Source organism: Thalassovita sp. (assembly GCF_963691685.1).
GTDB lineage: Bacteria > Pseudomonadota > Alphaproteobacteria > Rhodobacterales > Rhodobacteraceae > Thalassobius.
Genome location: NZ_OY829290.1, coordinates 3,892,657 through 3,907,858, shown reverse-complemented (window position 1 = coordinate 3,907,858; position 15,202 = coordinate 3,892,657). Strand labels below are relative to the sequence as shown.

The 15,202-nt window shown below is 60.0% G+C and carries 16 protein-coding genes; 12 read left to right on the top strand and 4 right to left on the bottom strand.

Annotated elements, in window-relative coordinates; all coding sequences use genetic code 11:
- The first annotated feature begins 148 nt into the window (after positions 1-148).
- The 10 genes from ccoN to ACORLH_RS18905 all read left to right on the top strand — a co-directional run bounded on the left by ccoN (position 149) and on the right by ACORLH_RS18905 (position 10,100).
- On the top strand, positions 149-1,753 hold the full coding sequence (gene ccoN / locus ACORLH_RS18950) for a cytochrome-c oxidase, cbb3-type subunit I (RefSeq protein WP_321829887.1): 1,605 nt from the start codon (positions 149-151) through the stop codon (positions 1,751-1,753).
- Positions 1,754-1,767: 14 nt separating this feature from the next.
- The gene (gene ccoO, locus ACORLH_RS18945; protein WP_321829886.1) at positions 1,768-2,499 is read left to right on the top strand and encodes a cytochrome-c oxidase, cbb3-type subunit II; all 732 of its coding nucleotides are present in this window, start codon (positions 1,768-1,770) and stop codon (positions 2,497-2,499) included.
- A gap of 14 nt (positions 2,500-2,513) precedes the next feature.
- Positions 2,514-2,705 carry a cbb3-type cytochrome c oxidase subunit 3 gene (locus ACORLH_RS18940; RefSeq protein WP_321829885.1) on the top strand — a complete coding sequence of 64 codons (192 nt, stop codon included), beginning with the start codon at positions 2,514-2,516 and terminating at the stop codon, positions 2,703-2,705.
- A 3-nt stretch (positions 2,706-2,708) separates the two neighbouring features.
- Complete coding sequence (ccoP, locus tag ACORLH_RS18935; RefSeq protein ID WP_321829884.1) at positions 2,709-3,578, top strand: cytochrome-c oxidase, cbb3-type subunit III; 870 nt, start codon at positions 2,709-2,711, stop codon at positions 3,576-3,578.
- A gap of 456 nt (positions 3,579-4,034) precedes the next feature.
- The gene (locus ACORLH_RS18930; protein WP_321829883.1) at positions 4,035-4,907 is read left to right on the top strand and encodes a LysR family transcriptional regulator; all 873 of its coding nucleotides are present in this window, start codon (positions 4,035-4,037) and stop codon (positions 4,905-4,907) included.
- 64 nt (positions 4,908-4,971) lie between these two features.
- Positions 4,972-6,492, top strand: a complete 1,521-nt coding sequence (ccoG, locus tag ACORLH_RS18925; protein ID WP_420719832.1) for a cytochrome c oxidase accessory protein CcoG — start codon at positions 4,972-4,974, stop codon at positions 6,490-6,492.
- Between the two features lies 1 nt (position 6,493).
- A complete protein-coding gene (locus tag ACORLH_RS18920) occupies positions 6,494-6,949 on the top strand; it encodes a FixH family protein (protein WP_321829881.1) in 456 nt (151 codons plus the stop codon).
- Positions 6,950-6,953: 4 nt separating this feature from the next.
- Positions 6,954-9,152, top strand: a complete 2,199-nt coding sequence (locus ACORLH_RS18915) for a heavy metal translocating P-type ATPase (RefSeq protein WP_321829880.1) — start codon at positions 6,954-6,956, stop codon at positions 9,150-9,152.
- 44 nt (positions 9,153-9,196) lie between these two features.
- Entirely contained in the window at positions 9,197-9,355 is a 159-nt protein-coding gene (ccoS, locus tag ACORLH_RS18910) for a cbb3-type cytochrome oxidase assembly protein CcoS (protein WP_058245511.1), read from the top strand.
- 166 nt (positions 9,356-9,521) lie between these two features.
- Positions 9,522-10,100, top strand: coding sequence for a hypothetical protein (locus ACORLH_RS18905; RefSeq protein WP_321829879.1), 579 nt, complete (start codon positions 9,522-9,524; stop codon positions 10,098-10,100).
- A 68-nt stretch (positions 10,101-10,168) separates the two neighbouring features.
- On the opposite strand, the gene ACORLH_RS18900 is transcribed toward ACORLH_RS18905, so the two are convergent.
- From ACORLH_RS18900 to ACORLH_RS18885, 4 genes are all read right to left on the bottom strand, one after another.
- Entirely contained in the window at positions 10,169-11,548 is a 1,380-nt protein-coding gene (locus ACORLH_RS18900) for a D-alanyl-D-alanine carboxypeptidase family protein (protein WP_321832852.1), read from the bottom strand.
- 301 nt (positions 11,549-11,849) lie between these two features.
- A complete protein-coding gene (locus tag ACORLH_RS18895; RefSeq protein WP_321829878.1) occupies positions 11,850-12,365 on the bottom strand; it encodes a GNAT family N-acetyltransferase in 516 nt (171 codons plus the stop codon).
- A 9-nt stretch (positions 12,366-12,374) separates the two neighbouring features.
- Positions 12,375-12,914: an XRE family transcriptional regulator gene (locus tag ACORLH_RS18890; RefSeq protein WP_321829877.1), complete on the bottom strand. Its 540-nt coding sequence runs from the start codon at positions 12,912-12,914 to the stop codon at positions 12,375-12,377.
- 64 nt (positions 12,915-12,978) lie between these two features.
- On the bottom strand, positions 12,979-13,686 hold the full coding sequence (locus ACORLH_RS18885) for an HAD family hydrolase (RefSeq protein ID WP_321829876.1): 708 nt from the start codon (positions 13,684-13,686) through the stop codon (positions 12,979-12,981).
- A gap of 150 nt (positions 13,687-13,836) precedes the next feature.
- Between ACORLH_RS18885 and clpS the strand changes: the two genes are divergently transcribed.
- Positions 13,837-14,160, top strand: coding sequence for an ATP-dependent Clp protease adapter ClpS (gene clpS / locus ACORLH_RS18880; RefSeq protein ID WP_242601722.1), 324 nt, complete (start codon positions 13,837-13,839; stop codon positions 14,158-14,160).
- A gap of 31 nt (positions 14,161-14,191) precedes the next feature.
- On the top strand, positions 14,192-15,184 hold the full coding sequence (locus tag ACORLH_RS18875; protein ID WP_321829875.1) for a methyltransferase: 993 nt from the start codon (positions 14,192-14,194) through the stop codon (positions 15,182-15,184).
- The last annotated feature ends 18 nt before the right edge of the window (positions 15,185-15,202 follow it).

Genomic DNA, 15,202 nt, shown 5'->3' with positions numbered 1-15,202 from the left:
CGCACTCTCTTGTGTCAGAGCCCCGTGAGAACGGAGGATTTTGATGCAGATCAAGGCGGTGACATGCCCAGGGCCGCATTAAACCGCCAGTCTGGAACCGCCCGTACGCAAAACGAATCGTGCGGGTTCAGAGACGAAGGGACGCAAAATGGTTAACTACATCAAGCTGATCGCGCTTGGTCTCGCAACGCTCGGTGCGTTGATCGCGGCCAACTACTGTCGGGACTTGGCCTACTCGGTGAACATGCTGATCGCAGCTTTGTTCGCGGTCGTGGCTTTTATTTTCATTCTACGTCGCACGGATGAGCCGACAGGCCCTGACGTGTCAGGCGAATACATGGACGGCGTGGTCCGCTACGGCGTGATCGCCACAGCTTTCTGGGGAGTGGTGGGCTTCCTGGTGGGTGTGGTCATCGCTTTCCAGCTGGCATTCCCGGCACTTAACTTGGATTTCATGCAGGGCTTCACCAACTTTGGTCGCCTGCGCCCGCTGCACACCTCAGCGGTGATTTTTGCCTTTGGCGGTAACGCGCTGCTGGCCACCTCGTTCTACATCGTGCAACGCACCTCGGCCGCGCGGCTGTGGGGCGGCAATCTGGCGTGGTTCGTGTTCTGGGGCTATCAGCTGTTCATCCTGATGGCGGCAACCGGCTACCTGCTGGGCGCGACCAACGCCAAGGAATACGCTGAACCGGAATGGCATATCGACCTGTGGCTGACCATTGTCTGGGTTTGCTACCTCTTGGTCTTCGCCGGTACGATCATGAAACGGAAAGAGCCGCACATCTACGTGGCCAACTGGTTCTTCCTGGCCTTCATCATCACCGTGGCCATGCTGCATATCGTCAACAACCTGGCGATCCCGGTCTCGATCTTCGGCTCCAAATCGGTGCAGGTCTTTGCCGGTGTGCAGGATGCGATGGTGCAGTGGTGGTACGGCCACAACGCTGTGGGCTTCTTCCTGACCGCGGGCTTCCTGGGCATGATGTACTACTTCGTGCCGAAACAGGCGGAACGTCCGGTCTATTCCTACAAACTGTCGATCATCCACTTCTGGGCGCTGATCTTCCTGTATATCTGGGCCGGTCCGCACCACCTGCACTACACCGCACTGCCGGATTGGGCGTCGACCCTTGGCATGGTGTTCTCGATCGTGCTGTGGATGCCCAGCTGGGGTGGCATGATCAACGGTCTGATGACGCTGTCTGGCGCCTGGGACAAGCTGCGCACCGATCCGGTTCTGCGGATGATGGTGATCTCGCTTGGCTTCTACGGCATGTCGACCTTCGAAGGTCCGATGATGTCGATCCGCGCTGTGAACTCGCTCAGCCACTACACCGACTGGACCATTGGTCACGTGCACTCCGGTGCGCTGGGGTGGAACGGTATGATCACCTTTGGTGCGCTCTACTTCCTGATGCCCAAGCTGTGGAACAAAGAGCGTCTCTATAGCCTGAGCCTTGTGTCCTGGCACTTCTGGCTCGCCACCATCGGCATCATTCTCTACGCCGCGTCGATGTGGGTGACCGGCATTATGGAAGGCCTGATGTGGCGTGAAGTGGATGCCAACGGTTTCCTGGTGAACTCGTTCGCCGACACCGTAAGCGCCAAGTTCCCAATGTATGTGGTCCGCGGACTGGGCGGGGTTCTGTTCCTCGCGGGTTCCCTGGTCATGTGCTACAACCTCTGGATGACTGCAAAACGTGCCCCGGCCTCTGAGGCCCAAGGCGCCGCCGCAGTTCCGGCTGAATAAGGAGGGCCGGACAGATGGCAATTCTAGACAAACACGCGATCCTCGAGAAAAACGTCACCCTTCTGGCAATCTTTGCCTTCCTGGTGGTGACCATCGGCGGCATCGTTCAAATCGCACCACTGTTCTGGCTGGAAAACACGATTGAGGATGTAGAGGGCATGCGCCCCTACACCCCACTCGAACTGGCCGGCCGTGACATCTACATGCGCGAAGGCTGCTACGTCTGCCACAGTCAGATGATCCGCCCGATGCGTGACGAAGTGGAACGCTATGGTCCGTACTCACTGGCGGCGGAATCGAAATACGACCACCCGCACCAGTGGGGGTCCAAGCGGACCGGTCCGGATCTGGCCCGTGTTGGTGGTCGCTACTCGGATGAGTGGCAGGCAGACCACCTGCGCGATCCGCAGTCGGTGGTGCCGGAATCGGTGATGCCCAAATACGGCTTCCTGGAGAAGACCCGGATTGACGGCAAATACATCGATGAGCTGCTGAACGCACATCGCATCGTGGGCGTGCCCTACACCGATGACATGATCGCAAATGCGCAGGCAGACTTTGCCGCGCAGGCCGATCCTGACAGCGACTATGACGGTCTGCTGGAACGCTACGGCGAAGACTCGGTTCAGGTGCGCAACTTCGACGGTCAGCCTGAACTGACCGAAGCGGATGCGATGATCGCTTACCTGCAGATGCTGGGGACCTTGGTTGATTTCTCAACCTTCACCCCGGACGCAAGCCGCTAAAGGAGGGCGCGAATATGGAAACCTATTCCCTGCTCAGAGAGTTCGCGGACAGCTGGATGTTGCTGGCACTGTTTACGTTCTTCATGGGGGTCATCGTGTTTGTGATGCGCCCCGGAAGCACCAAGACCTACGACAAAGTCGCTGACATTCCCTTCCGGCACGAAGACAAGCCCGCCGCCAAAAGCAGCGACGCCAAGGAGGCGTGAAACATGGCTAAAAAACCTACGCAAAATAACGACGTCGGCACCACAGGCCATTCCTGGGACGGCATCGAAGAGCTGAACACCCCATTGCCGCGCTGGTGGCTGTGGACCTTCTACGCCACCATCGTTTGGGGCCTCTACTATGTGGCCGCCTATCCAGCCTGGCCGCTGATCAACGGCGCCACCCAGGGCTTCCTCGGCTTCTCAACCCGCGCCGAAGTTGCGGCTGACATTGCGGAATTTGAGGCCAAACAGGCCCCAATGAACGACAAGCTGGCCTCGGTTGAGCTGACCGCGATTGCCGATGATGCAGAGCTGCTGGGCTATGCAAACTCGGCCGGTGCGGCGGTGTTCAAAACCTGGTGTGCCCAGTGTCACGGTTCCGGTGCAGCGGGGGCCGTTGGCTACCCGAACCTGGTGGATGACGATTGGCTTTGGGGTGGCGATATCGAATCGATCCACACCACCATCACTGTCGGCGTCCGTCAGCCCACCGACGAAGACTATCTTCGCCAGTCGGAAATGCCCGCTTTTGGCCGCGATGAGCTGCTGGAGGACGGTCAGATCGATGAAGTGGTCAATTTCGTGATGTCGCTTTCGGGTGACGCACAGGATGCCACCCTCGTTGAGGCCGGTGCCGTGGTTTACGAAGAAAACTGCGCCGCCTGCCACGGTGACGAAGGAAAAGGTGACATAGATCAAGGCGCGCCGAATCTGGCTGATGCAATCTGGCTCTATGGTGACAGTTACGATGCCATCCGCGAGTCGGTCTATTACGCCCGTTACGGCGCAATGCCGGCCTGGAACACCCGCCTGTCTGAGGCGGAGATCCGCGCGGTATCCACCTTTGTCCACACCCGTGGTGGTGGTCAGTAACACCTGAGATACCCCGGGGCGTTTCCCGACGCCCTAGGGGCTGGCACCGGCCCTTCCGTCCTGTTCGCGCGTTTCCTGGAAGGCCGGTGCCGCTTATTTGGTAACAAGTGTTGCGATCCTTTAAAAAGACAAGAGGTCTCGGCGTTCTGCCGGGACCTCTTGTTAGTTTTGCCCTCCGGGGAGTCGTAGGGCAGGGATCACAGTTGGTGGATCTTGACCATGCCGCGGGCGCTGTCTAAAGGCGCAGCAGGACTGGCGGGGTACGCGCAGTTTCGGTTTCTCATCTGCCCGGGGCTCTTGGACAGGCTGGTCCTGCCGGGTTGCAGTCAGAAAGCTATGTGCAAAAATATTCAACATGACCTTGTCTCCATCACGGGGTTTCTTTTGTCTTTTTGCGCTTTATTGTTGGTCATGACGACTCTGGTCTGATTTTGGATATGTAAGTTGAGGTTACAGATGAATTGGCGTTCCCTGCCGCCCCTGACAGCACTGCGTGCCTTTCTGGCGTTTCATGAGGCGGGCAATATGGCGGCGGCCGGGCAGTCGCTAAACGTCAGCCACGCGGCAATTTCACAGCAAATCAAATCGCTTGAGGCGCATTTGGGCGTGACCCTGCTGGACCGCCGCGCCCGCAAAACCTCTCTGACCGAAGAGGGGCTGCAGCTGGCTCAGGCAATTGAACGCGGCTTTGGTGAGATGCTGCGTGTGGTTGAGGTGCTGACCGGGGGGGAGGCCGCGCGCCCGGTGCAGATCTCCGTCACCCCGTCCTTTGCCGCAAACTGGCTGATGCCCCGTTTGGCTGACTTCCGCACCAAACACCCTGAGGTCTCGCTGATGATCGATCCTAGCGCTGAGGTGAAACAGCTGGAACCCGGCGGCATCGATGTGGCGATTCGCCATGGTGATGGGCATTGGCCGGGGCTGGACGTGAAACTGATCGTGGCAGCGCCGATTGTTTTGGTCGCCGCGCCGCATCTGGTGCCCAAGAAAAACGATCTGCGGCCTGAGGATCTGCTGGAACTGCCCTGGCTACAGGAACTGGGCACCCATGAATGCAGCAGTTGGCTGCGCAAACAGGGGGTCAGCAGCGATCCCGCCTTTGGCATTTCCTCTATGCCCGGTAACCTGATGCTGGAAGCGCTGCGCCTGGGTCAGGGGATCGGCGTTGCCGCTCGTCCCTTGATCGCCCCTGATATTCAGGCGGGTCGGCTGCAGGTGATCTTCGAGGAGCCCGAAGGCACAGGCTATTACATGGTCACGCGCCCGGGTGTGCAACGCAAACCGCTGAAAACATTCGCCCGCTGGATGGTGCGACAAAGCGGCCAATAGATGAATTGAAGATGTGAGTTTGATTCAGGTCAAAGTCACCTTAGGTGCAACCCTGTGAGAAGGGATCAAATTTCATAGCCAACGGAGTGAGTCCGTGTCGCAAAGCCAGCCAGATGCCCCGCAAAACCTATATGCCGCCCGTGAGCCCGTTTTTCCGCGCCGCGTGAGCGGGAAGTTCCGCAATATGAAGTGGGTGATCATGGCGGTCACGCTGGGCATCTACTACTTAACCCCATGGATTCGCTGGGATCGCGGCGCGAACCTGCCGGATCAGGCTGTGCTGGTGGATCTGGCGAACCGCCGATTCTATTTCTTCTGGATCGAAATCTGGCCGCATGAGTTCTACTTCGTTGCCGGGCTATTGGTGATGGCCGGCTTGGGGTTGTTCCTCTTTACCTCCGCGCTGGGGCGGGTCTGGTGCGGCTATGCCTGCCCGCAAACCGTCTGGACCGATCTCTTTATTCTGGTCGAACGCTGGATTGAGGGGGACCGAAACGCCCGCCTGCGTCTGCACCGGCAGAAAAAGTGGGACGCTAAAAAGCTGCGGCTGCGGCTGACGAAATTTGTGCTGTGGTTTCTGATCGCTTTGGCGACCGGGGGCGCTTGGGTCTTTTATTTCACCGATGCGCCGCAGCTGGCGGTGGATCTGGTGACGATGAATGCCCATCCGATTGCCTATTCCACCATGCTGATTCTGACCGCAACCACCTTCTTCTTTGGTGGCATCGCGCGCGAACAGATCTGTATCTACGCTTGCCCCTGGCCCCGTATTCAGGCGGCGATGATGGATGAGGACACGCTGACCATCGGCTACCGCCATTGGCGCGGTGAACCCCGGGGCAAGCTGAAACCGCATAAGAAAAAGAAACCCGCCGCCGCGGCTGCGACCAGTGATGCCCCCGTCATCGCTGAGGTGGAGGCGCCCAAAGGCGACTGTATTGACTGTATGGCCTGCGTGAACGTCTGCCCGATGGGGATCGACATCCGAGATGGTCAGCAGATGGAATGCATCACCTGCGGCCTCTGCATCGATGCCTGCGATGATGTGATGGCCAAGATCGGCAAGCCCCGCGGCTTAATCGACTATCTGGCGCTGACCGATGAAACCGCCGAACAGGCCGGGAAAGAACCGAAATCGGTGTGGAAACATATCTTCCGCCCGCGCACCATCCTCTACACCACGCTGTGGTCACTGGTGGGGATTGCGCTGGTGGTGGCGTTGTTCATCCGTGCTGACATCGAACTGACGGTCGCCCCGGTGCGTAACCCGGTTTACGTGACCCTCTCGGATGGCTCGATCCGCAACACCTATGATGTGCGCCTGCGCAACAAAAACGGTGATGACCGACCCTTCAAGATCTCGATCAAAGGGCACCCGACGCTGCGCCTGCAGCTGGAAGGCACCCCTTATGATACGGTGGACGTGCCAGCCGACACCATGAGCCTGCAACGGGTCTATGTGGTGGCCCCCAAAGGGTCAGAGCCAGCGCTGAGCGAACGCGTGGATCTGCGGATCTGGGTTGAGGATATCAGCAACGGCGATCGCGCTTACAAAGACACACTCTTTAACGGAAAAGGAAACTGACATGGCCAAGGAACTGACCGGCAAACATGTCTTGCTCATTTTTGTCGTCGCCTTCGGGACCATCATTGCGGTGAACCTGACACTTGCCTTCAACGCCGTCAGCACGTTTCCCGGCCTTGAGGTGAAAAACAGCTACGTGGCATCGCAGCACTTTGATGAACGCAAAGCCGCGCAAGAGGCGCTGGGATGGACTGTCGCCGGCACGCATGAGGCGGGTCTGCTGCGCCTGACCATCACAGGTGCGGATGGGGCCCCGGTTGAGGTGGCTGAACTGCAGGCAACGCTGGGCCGGGCCACCCATGTGGCCGATGATCTGGAGCCGAACCTTGTGTTTGATGGCACCGCATATGTCGCCAGATTGGACATCGATGATGGCAACTGGAACATTCGCATGAAGGCCAAAGCGCAGGACGGCACCGAATTTGTGCAGCGCGTTATTCTGGATGTGATCAGGTAAACCAATGACCGAAGCCCTCCGCCCTCAAGTGGCCGCTTGCCCGGCCTGTGTTGCTGCCCCCTCCGCCGAGGCGATTGCCGCCAGCGCCGCCCCGAAAGAGGCGCGATTGGCCCTTTCGGTGCCTGCCGTGCATTGTGCGGCCTGTATCTCCACGGTGGAGAAAGCATTGGCAGCGGTGCCGGGGGTGCATTCGGCGCGGGTCAACCTGACCCTCAAACGGGCTTTGGTGGAGGCTGATCCCGAGGTGGACGCCACCCCGCTGATCACCGCGCTGGAGGGTGTGGGCTATGAAGCGCATGAGCTGGACGCCGGCGCGCTGAGCGCAACCGAAACCGACAAGGCCGGGCGGGAACTGCTGATGCGCCTTGCGGTGGCGGGCTTTGCCTCGATGAATGTGATGCTGCTGTCGGTTTCGGTCTGGTCGGGGGCAGAGGATGCAACCCGCGATCTGTTCCACTGGATCTCAGCCGCGATTGCCTTGCCGACCATCGTCTTTTCCGGCCAGCCGTTTTTCCGCAATGCCTTTGCCGCTCTGCGGGCGCGGCGGCTGAACATGGATGTGCCGATTGTGCTGGCCATTGTGCTGGCGGTGGCAACCTCGCTCTGGGAAACCTCGCTGTCGGGGGAACACGCCTATTTTGACGCCGCCCTGACCCTTGTCTTCTTCCTGCTGGCGGGCCGTTATCTGGATCACCGCACCCGCGCAGTGGCCCGATCCGCCGCCGAAGAACTGGCCGCGCTGGAGGTGCCGCGCGCCATCCTGCTGCGCGACGGGCAGGAACATCAGGTTGCTGTGTCTGAGGTGCAGGTGGGCGATCTGGTCCTAGTGCGCCCCGGCGGCCGGATGCCGGTCGACGGTGAGATTGCCCAGGGTACCTCTGAAATTGACCGCTCCCTGCTGACCGGGGAAACGCTGCCGGTCTTTGCCACCGCGGGCCAGACGGTTTCAACAGGGGAGGTCAACCTGACCGGCCCCCTGACCCTGCGCGCCACTGCAGTTGGCAAGGACACCTCGCTGCATCAGATGGCGGAACTGGTGGCGATCGCTGAATCCGGCCGATCACGCTACACCTCGCTGGCGGACAGTGCGGCCAAACTCTACGCGCCGGGGGTTCATATCCTATCTGCGCTCAGCTTCCTGGGCTGGCTGATCTACTCCGGTGACATGCGCACCTCACTCAACATTGCGGCGGCGGTTTTGATCATCACCTGCCCCTGTGCGCTGGGTCTTGCAGTGCCCGCGGTGACCACCGCGGCCTCGGGCCGGCTGTTCCGCAAGGGGATGCTGATCAAGGATTCCACCGCGCTGGAACGTCTGGCGCAGGTCGACACGGTGGTCTTTGACAAAACCGGCACGCTGACCGCAGGCACCCCTGAGCTGACAAACCTCGCCGATCATGACGCAACCGCCCTGCAGGTGGCGCTTGGCCTTGCCGAAGGCTCCGCCCACCCGCTGTCACAATCCCTCTCCGCCGCCGCCCGCGCCGCCGGGGTGGAACCCGCCGCCCTGACCGACCTGCGCGAGGTGCCGGGCTACGGGGCTGAGGCCAGTTGGGGCAACAAACAGGTCCGTCTGGGACGCGGCGCCTGGGTTGGCGCGCCCAATGGGACGATCAGCAATGCCATGACCGTGGCGTGGCTGGCGATTGAGGGGCAGGCGCCCGTGCCCTTTACCTTCACCGATCGGCTGCGCGCCGGGGCTGCGGAGGCGGTGCGCGATCTGCAGGCCGCGGGCAAGGAGGTCCTCCTGATGTCCGGTGACACCTCCGGCGCGGTTGAGGCACTGGCGGATCGTCTGGGCATCCAGCATTGGATGGCCGAAGCGCTGCCCGCCGACAAAGCTGCCCGTATCGATCATATGACTCAGCAGGGCAAAAAGGTGCTGATGGTGGGCGATGGCCTGAATGACACCGCCGCGCTGAGCGCCGCACATGTCTCCATCTCCCCTGCGTCAGCACTGGATGCGGCCCGCGTGGCCTCAGATATCGTCCTGCTCGGCGGCGACCTCACACCGATTGCAGATGCTTTGGACACGGCGCAGTCCGCCACCAAACGTATCCGCGAGAACTTTCAAATTGCGACGCTTTACAACGTTATCGCTGTGCCGATCGCTGTCATCGGCCTTGCCACCCCTCTGGTGGCGGCCTTGGCGATGTCGACCAGCTCGATTACAGTGTCGCTGAACGCGTTGCGGCTGCGCTGACGGCCCCCGGGCGGCCCGTCGCGGCGCATCTAAAGGAACACACTATGGAAATCCTCGCCTATCTGATCCCGATCTCACTGTTTTTGGGCGGCGTGGGACTGGCGGCCTTTGTCTACACGGTGCGCAGCAACCAATATGATGATCCCGACGGCAACAGTCAGCGGATCCTCAGCACCGAATATGACGACAAGCCGAAAAGCTGACGCGGTCGGCTGAACAAGCAACCCCGCGGCATGTGACCTGCGGCGCATGGTCCGTTGACAGGTGGCGCACAGCAGACTTCTATCTGTTTGTGCGGCACCTCTGCGTGTTGCCAAATGTTTGATTTAGTTTTTATGAGATGATTTGGGGATCGTTCCTGCTGTCAGAATGCAACGTCCGGACACTCTATACATCCTGACCGCGGCGGCGGTGGTTCTTTCACTCATCTTGGGCGTCGCCTTCCTTGCGCGCGCGGGCCTTCCGTCCGCTGATGTAAGCGCACGTCACGCGGCCAGCCGACCGGTCATCAAAGTTTCAGATTTCAGCCCGGGTGAGCCGGAGATTGTTCGAATGAACAGCCATTGGGTGATCGTCTGGAGGCGTAGTGAAGCGGACAAAATCCGCGCGGCCAGTCAAAACGATCCAGAAACTTGGCAGTTTCAATATTCAAAAGTTTGGGGGCAGGTGGATCCCGTCTATGCGGATGACGCAAACCTTACGTTGAACCAAGAATGGTTCTTTGCCTTAGTGGATTTTTCCAACCCCTTTCAACACCTTATTTTGGGGGCGGGGGACTATTGGGGCTTCCTCGAGGGCCAGTATTTGTTACATTTTGACCTCTCGGGGCGTCTGAGGAAGGGCACCAATGGCGCGAACCTAACGATTGTCGAGGCCGCGTTTGTCGACGATGGGGAGGGCATTCTGCTTCAACTTGATGGAAGGCCTCAAGTCACCGTCTGGCACTGAAACAGGTTTCGCAGCGTTGCGTTGCGATTTCAGTTGGTCAGGCAGGATTAACGTGAGGGGGGAGGGCCTTACCCCGGCCCAACCATGAAACAGGTCACCTGACGGGCCTGCAGGCGGCGGCAGGCCAGATCGGCTTTTTCGCGCGGCATGCCCATGAATTGGGCGTCAAAGCCGCTTTTGCGTTTCACCACTTTGCGCAGCGATCCATCCAGTGTGCTCATCTCGGTCAGCGCGGTTTTCAGCAGCATCCGTTCCGCCGCATAGCGGCTGGGGAAGCGGCCAACGTTGATGCCCCAGTGATTGCCGCCTGAGGTCGACAGGCGGCTGACCACCTCCTGGCCGTCATCCGTTGTTTCCGTCTCTTCCACTGCAGCGGCCAGGCTGGCGGTGGGGTCGGTGCTGGCCAGAACCACATCCTTGGCCTCCATCCGCGCTTTCGGGCGTTTGGTGCTATTGGCTTCGGCAACGGCTTTATTGATCTCATCTCCCAGCGCCAGCAACACCGGATCTTTCGCTTTCTCCGAGCCAGATCCTGTGCCAGATCCGGGGCGGGCCACCGGCCTCAGGCTGCGTTTGACGGTGGTGACCGTGCGAATGATCTTGCCGGTGCCGGGCTCTGCACTATAGACGGGGCGCGCGGGTTTGCGTACCGCGACGCGGGTCTTGGACTTTTGGAACCCCATATCCAACAGCTCGGCCACCCGGGCGTTGCGGGTGGCGGTGGAGCGTCCGCCAAACACCGTGGCGATGATACGTTCACTGCCCCGCTCGGCCGAGGCGACAAGGTTAAAGCCCGCCGCGCGGGTGTAGCCGGTCTTGATCCCATCGGCGCCGCGATAGTTGGCCAGCAGGCGGCGGTTGGTGTTGTTCACCGTTTTGATCCCGGCATGGGTCGAACGACGGGAGAACAGATTGTAGTAGTCGGGGTAGTCATAAAAGATATGCCGCCCCAGCGTGGTCATATCGCGGGCGGTGGACATGTGGCCTTTCTCGGTCAGGCCATGGGCGTTCTTGAAGGTGGTGCGGCTCATCCCCAGCGCTTTGGCGGTGCGGTTCATCCGACGGGCAAAGGCCGCCTCGGACCCTGAAATCGCTTCGCCGATGGCGGTTGCCGCGTCATTGGCGGATTTCACCGCCGCCGCACGGATCAGGTAGCGCAGTTTGATGCGCTGACCGGCCACCAGCCCCAGCTTGGACGGCGGTTCCGCCGCTGCCTTTGAGGAAATGCGCACCTTGGTGTCCAGTGAGATTTCGCCATTCTCAACCGCCTCAAAGGCGATGTAGAGCGTCATCATTTTGGTCAGTGAGGCCGGATGCAGCCGGGTATCGGCGTTGCGCGTGTGGATCACCCGCCCGTCACGGGCATCGATCACCATCGCCGCATAGGGTGCAGCCTGCGCACCCTGCGGAAGGGCTGCGAAGATGCAAAGGAAGGAGAGAATCAGCATGCCACAAAAAGCACGCCGCCCCTGTCGGAGGGTTTCGATCACTGCCATGTCTGCCTCAGTGCCGCCGGTTTTCCGGTCTGGCCTCAATTATTGTTGCCCCGACGCTAGCACAGGCCGGGCGTCGAATAAAGCGTGCAATGATACCGCTTTGGTATGTAAACGCCCGCCCGGCACCCTTTGGGGTAGATCTTGTGGTGGCGGGTAGGGCAGGGGCCAGACTGGGGATTTGCCGGGGATTTACCGGGGATATACGGTGCAGAAAATGGCCGGGTCAGGCGGCGGGTATGCCGCCGATCAGGGCCTAATCCAGCCGTTTGAACATGTAAGTGGTCGAATCGTAACGTTCTGCATGTACATCCAGACAGTAGCCGGGAATGACCCCAGCGGTCTGAAATCCCAGCGCGCTGTACAGCGGCTCCGCCGCGTCGCCCGTGCGGGTGTCCAGCGTCAGCAGCCCCTTGCCAAGCCGGCGGGCCTCCGCCTCAAGATGTTGCATTAGTTGCCGGGCCAGCCCCTTGCGGCGGTGTCCGGGATGCACCAGCAGTTTGGAGACTTCACCACGGTGCGGCTGGTTGCCGGGCATTGCCGTGATCAGTGTCACCACCCCGGCGGGCTGGCCCTGATCCAGCGCTACGTACAGACGCCGCACACCGCCCTCGACCTCTGCCAGCAGCCCCTGCCAGAAGGTTTTCGCCTCCGCCTGGGTATGGGGCAGAATAAAGCCGACGCTGGCGCCATCGGTCACGCAGGCGTGTAGAATTTCGGCCAGATCGTCCAGCCGCAGCGCCATGTCATGGGCGCTCCATTCAGTGATCATCGGATCCTCTCACAGCAGAAAAAGGTGATAATGGGCGGCGCTCGCGCCTGTCTCAAACCGGGTCGCGCCATAAAGCCGGTAGCGCAGGCAATCGCCGGGGCTGAGGCTATGCGCCGTGCCTTCAACGCTCACCGTCAGCTGACCGCTGAGCAACAGCAGATGATGTTCCAGTCCGGCCCGTGGTGGCGCGTCATAGCTGATGCACTGCCCCGCTGGCAGATGGCAGTCCAGCCATTCCCCCGCCAGATCCGCACCGGGGGGGGAGATGACACTGCGCGTGAATCCTGTGTCGCCATCCTGCCAAGACTTGCGATCATCGGCGGGGATCACCGCCGGGGCCTGATCTTCGACCAGCGCCAGCAAGCGCGACATTGAGGTGCCGTAAGCGCGGCACAGCTTGGCCAGGGTGTCTGTTGTCGGGCTGACCTGTGCCTTTTCCACCCGCGCCAATGTGGCCCGGCTGACCCCGGTTTCCTGCGCCAATTGGTCCAGCGACCATCCGGCCTCGGCCCTGAGGCGGGTTAAATGTTGGGCGAGCAAGCTGTCCATGTCTCAATTCCGGTCGATTCTCTCATTTGTGAGAATTACGACCGAATGTGAGAATGTAAAGGGATTAGCCCTGTTCGATCCGATCGATTAGCGAAACAAGCTGCCCCAGATGGTCCAATGCCTCATATTTGGGCGCTGTTTCGGGCGCCGGGGCTTTTTCGAACTCCCATACCTCCCCATGGGGCACGTAAACCCCCCAACCGCCAGCATCGACCATCGGCACAACATCGGACTTCATCGAATTGCCCGCCATCAGCCCCCGCACCGCACCGTCGCCATGATCGGCAAAGATCCGGGCGTAGACCTCAGGGGTTTTGTCACTGACAATCTCCACCCCATCAAACAGATCGCCTAGGCCTGATTGCGCCAGCTTGCGCTCCTGATCGATCAGATCGCCCTTGGTGATCAGCAAAACGCGGTGGCTGTCGGTAATGGCCTCCACCGCCTCTTGTGCGTGCGGCAACAGCTCAATCGGGTGCTGCAACATCTCCTGCCCGGCATCGATTAACTCACGCAGGACAGCACCTGGCACCCGGTTTTCGGTGACCTCAAGGGCTGTTTCGATCATCGACAGCACAAAGCCTTTCACGCCGAACCCATAGTGCCCCAGATTGCGCCGCTCAGCCGCCAGCAGCCGGTCACTCAGGTGATCAGGGTCGGCATGATCGCGCAGCAAATCGGCGAATCGCTCCTGCGTGATCCGAAAGAACCTTTCGTTATGCCAAAGCGTGTCATCGGCGTCGAAACCAATTGTTGTGAGTTTCTGTGCCAAAATTCACCCCCAATTTCATATCAGTTGCGGGTCTGCGCGCTGCTGACCTCTTTTCTAACCTACAACACAGGTTATATAGACCGTTCAAAGCGTAGTAGCCTCAAACCGAAGACCCTTCTTATGATTGACTGTGCCGTGATGACAACTGTGATGACATCCGACAATGATGATGACTTCGGCGGCGACAGCTCTGTCGCTCTGCAGACCAAGCCGAAGACCAAGCGCCCGCCACTCTACAAGGTGATGTTGCTCAATGATGACTACACTCCGATGGAGTTTGTGGTGCACATCCTTGAGCGCTTCTTTGGCATGACCCACAGTCAGGCGTTTGAGATCATGCTGACCGTGCATAAGAAAGGCGTCGCCGTTGTGGGCGTCTTCAGCCACGAGATTGCAGAAACCAAGGTGACGCAGGTGATGGATTTTGCGCGTCGCCATCAGCATCCGCTGCAATGCACCATGGAAAAGGAGTGAACCGCCCAGGTTCACGCATGTAGGTCCTGACATGAGCCACCCGCGTTTATCCCTCGCCCTTGATGGCGGTGGGCTGGATATTTCGTCTGGCCGCATCGTAGTGTTTGGCGCCCGCAGTGATCTGGATCTGCGCGATCTGCCGAAAGAGCGCTGCCAGTTGATCACCGGTTATAAACCGGATGTGGATATGCTGAGCGCGCAGGGCTGGGAGGTGGCGACAGGGGCCGATGGATCCTTTGACACCGCAATTGTCTTTCTGCCCCGCGCCAAGAAACTGGCCAAAGCAATGATTGCCGGGGCGGTAGGTCTGGGCGTGGCCACTGTGGTGGTGGATGGTCAGAAAACCGAAGGCGTCGACTCACTCCTGAAAGAGATGCGCAAGCGCGGTGAGGTGGCCAATGTCCTGTCGAAGGCCCATGGCAAACTGTTCTGGGCCACCGGGCTGGGTGCCGCAGATCTGGCGGATTGGCAGGCCCCCGCAAAACAGGAAATCGAAGAGGGGTTTGTGACCGCGCCAGGGGTGTTTTCCGCTGACGGTATCGATCCCGCCTCCCGCCTTTTGGTGGATGTGCTGCCGCAGAAGCTGGGCAAACACCTGGCCGATCTGGGCGCTGGCTGGGGCTACCTGTCGCGCAATCTGTTGACCCGGGACAGCGTCAAAACGCTCTCTTTGGTAGAATCAGACCATGCGAGTCTGACCTGCGCCAAGGCCAATCTAAGCGATGATCGCGCCGCATTTCACTGGGCAGATGCCACCAAATGGCGCTCAGACCGGCTGTTGGATGGGGTCATCATGAACCCACCGTTTCACACCGGCCGCGCGGCAGAACCCCAATTAGGTCAAGCATTTATCGCAAATGCTGCGCGAAATCTTGCGCAGTCCGGCCAGCTGTGGCTGGTGGCAAACCGCCAATTGCCTTATGAAACATCTCTTGCCGAGTTCTTCTTAGATGTTAAAGAAATTGGCGGAGATAATCGGTTCAAGGTTCTTCACGCTGCGCGGCGCCGCCGCTCGGGTCGTTAACACAGCTCGTCACCAAAT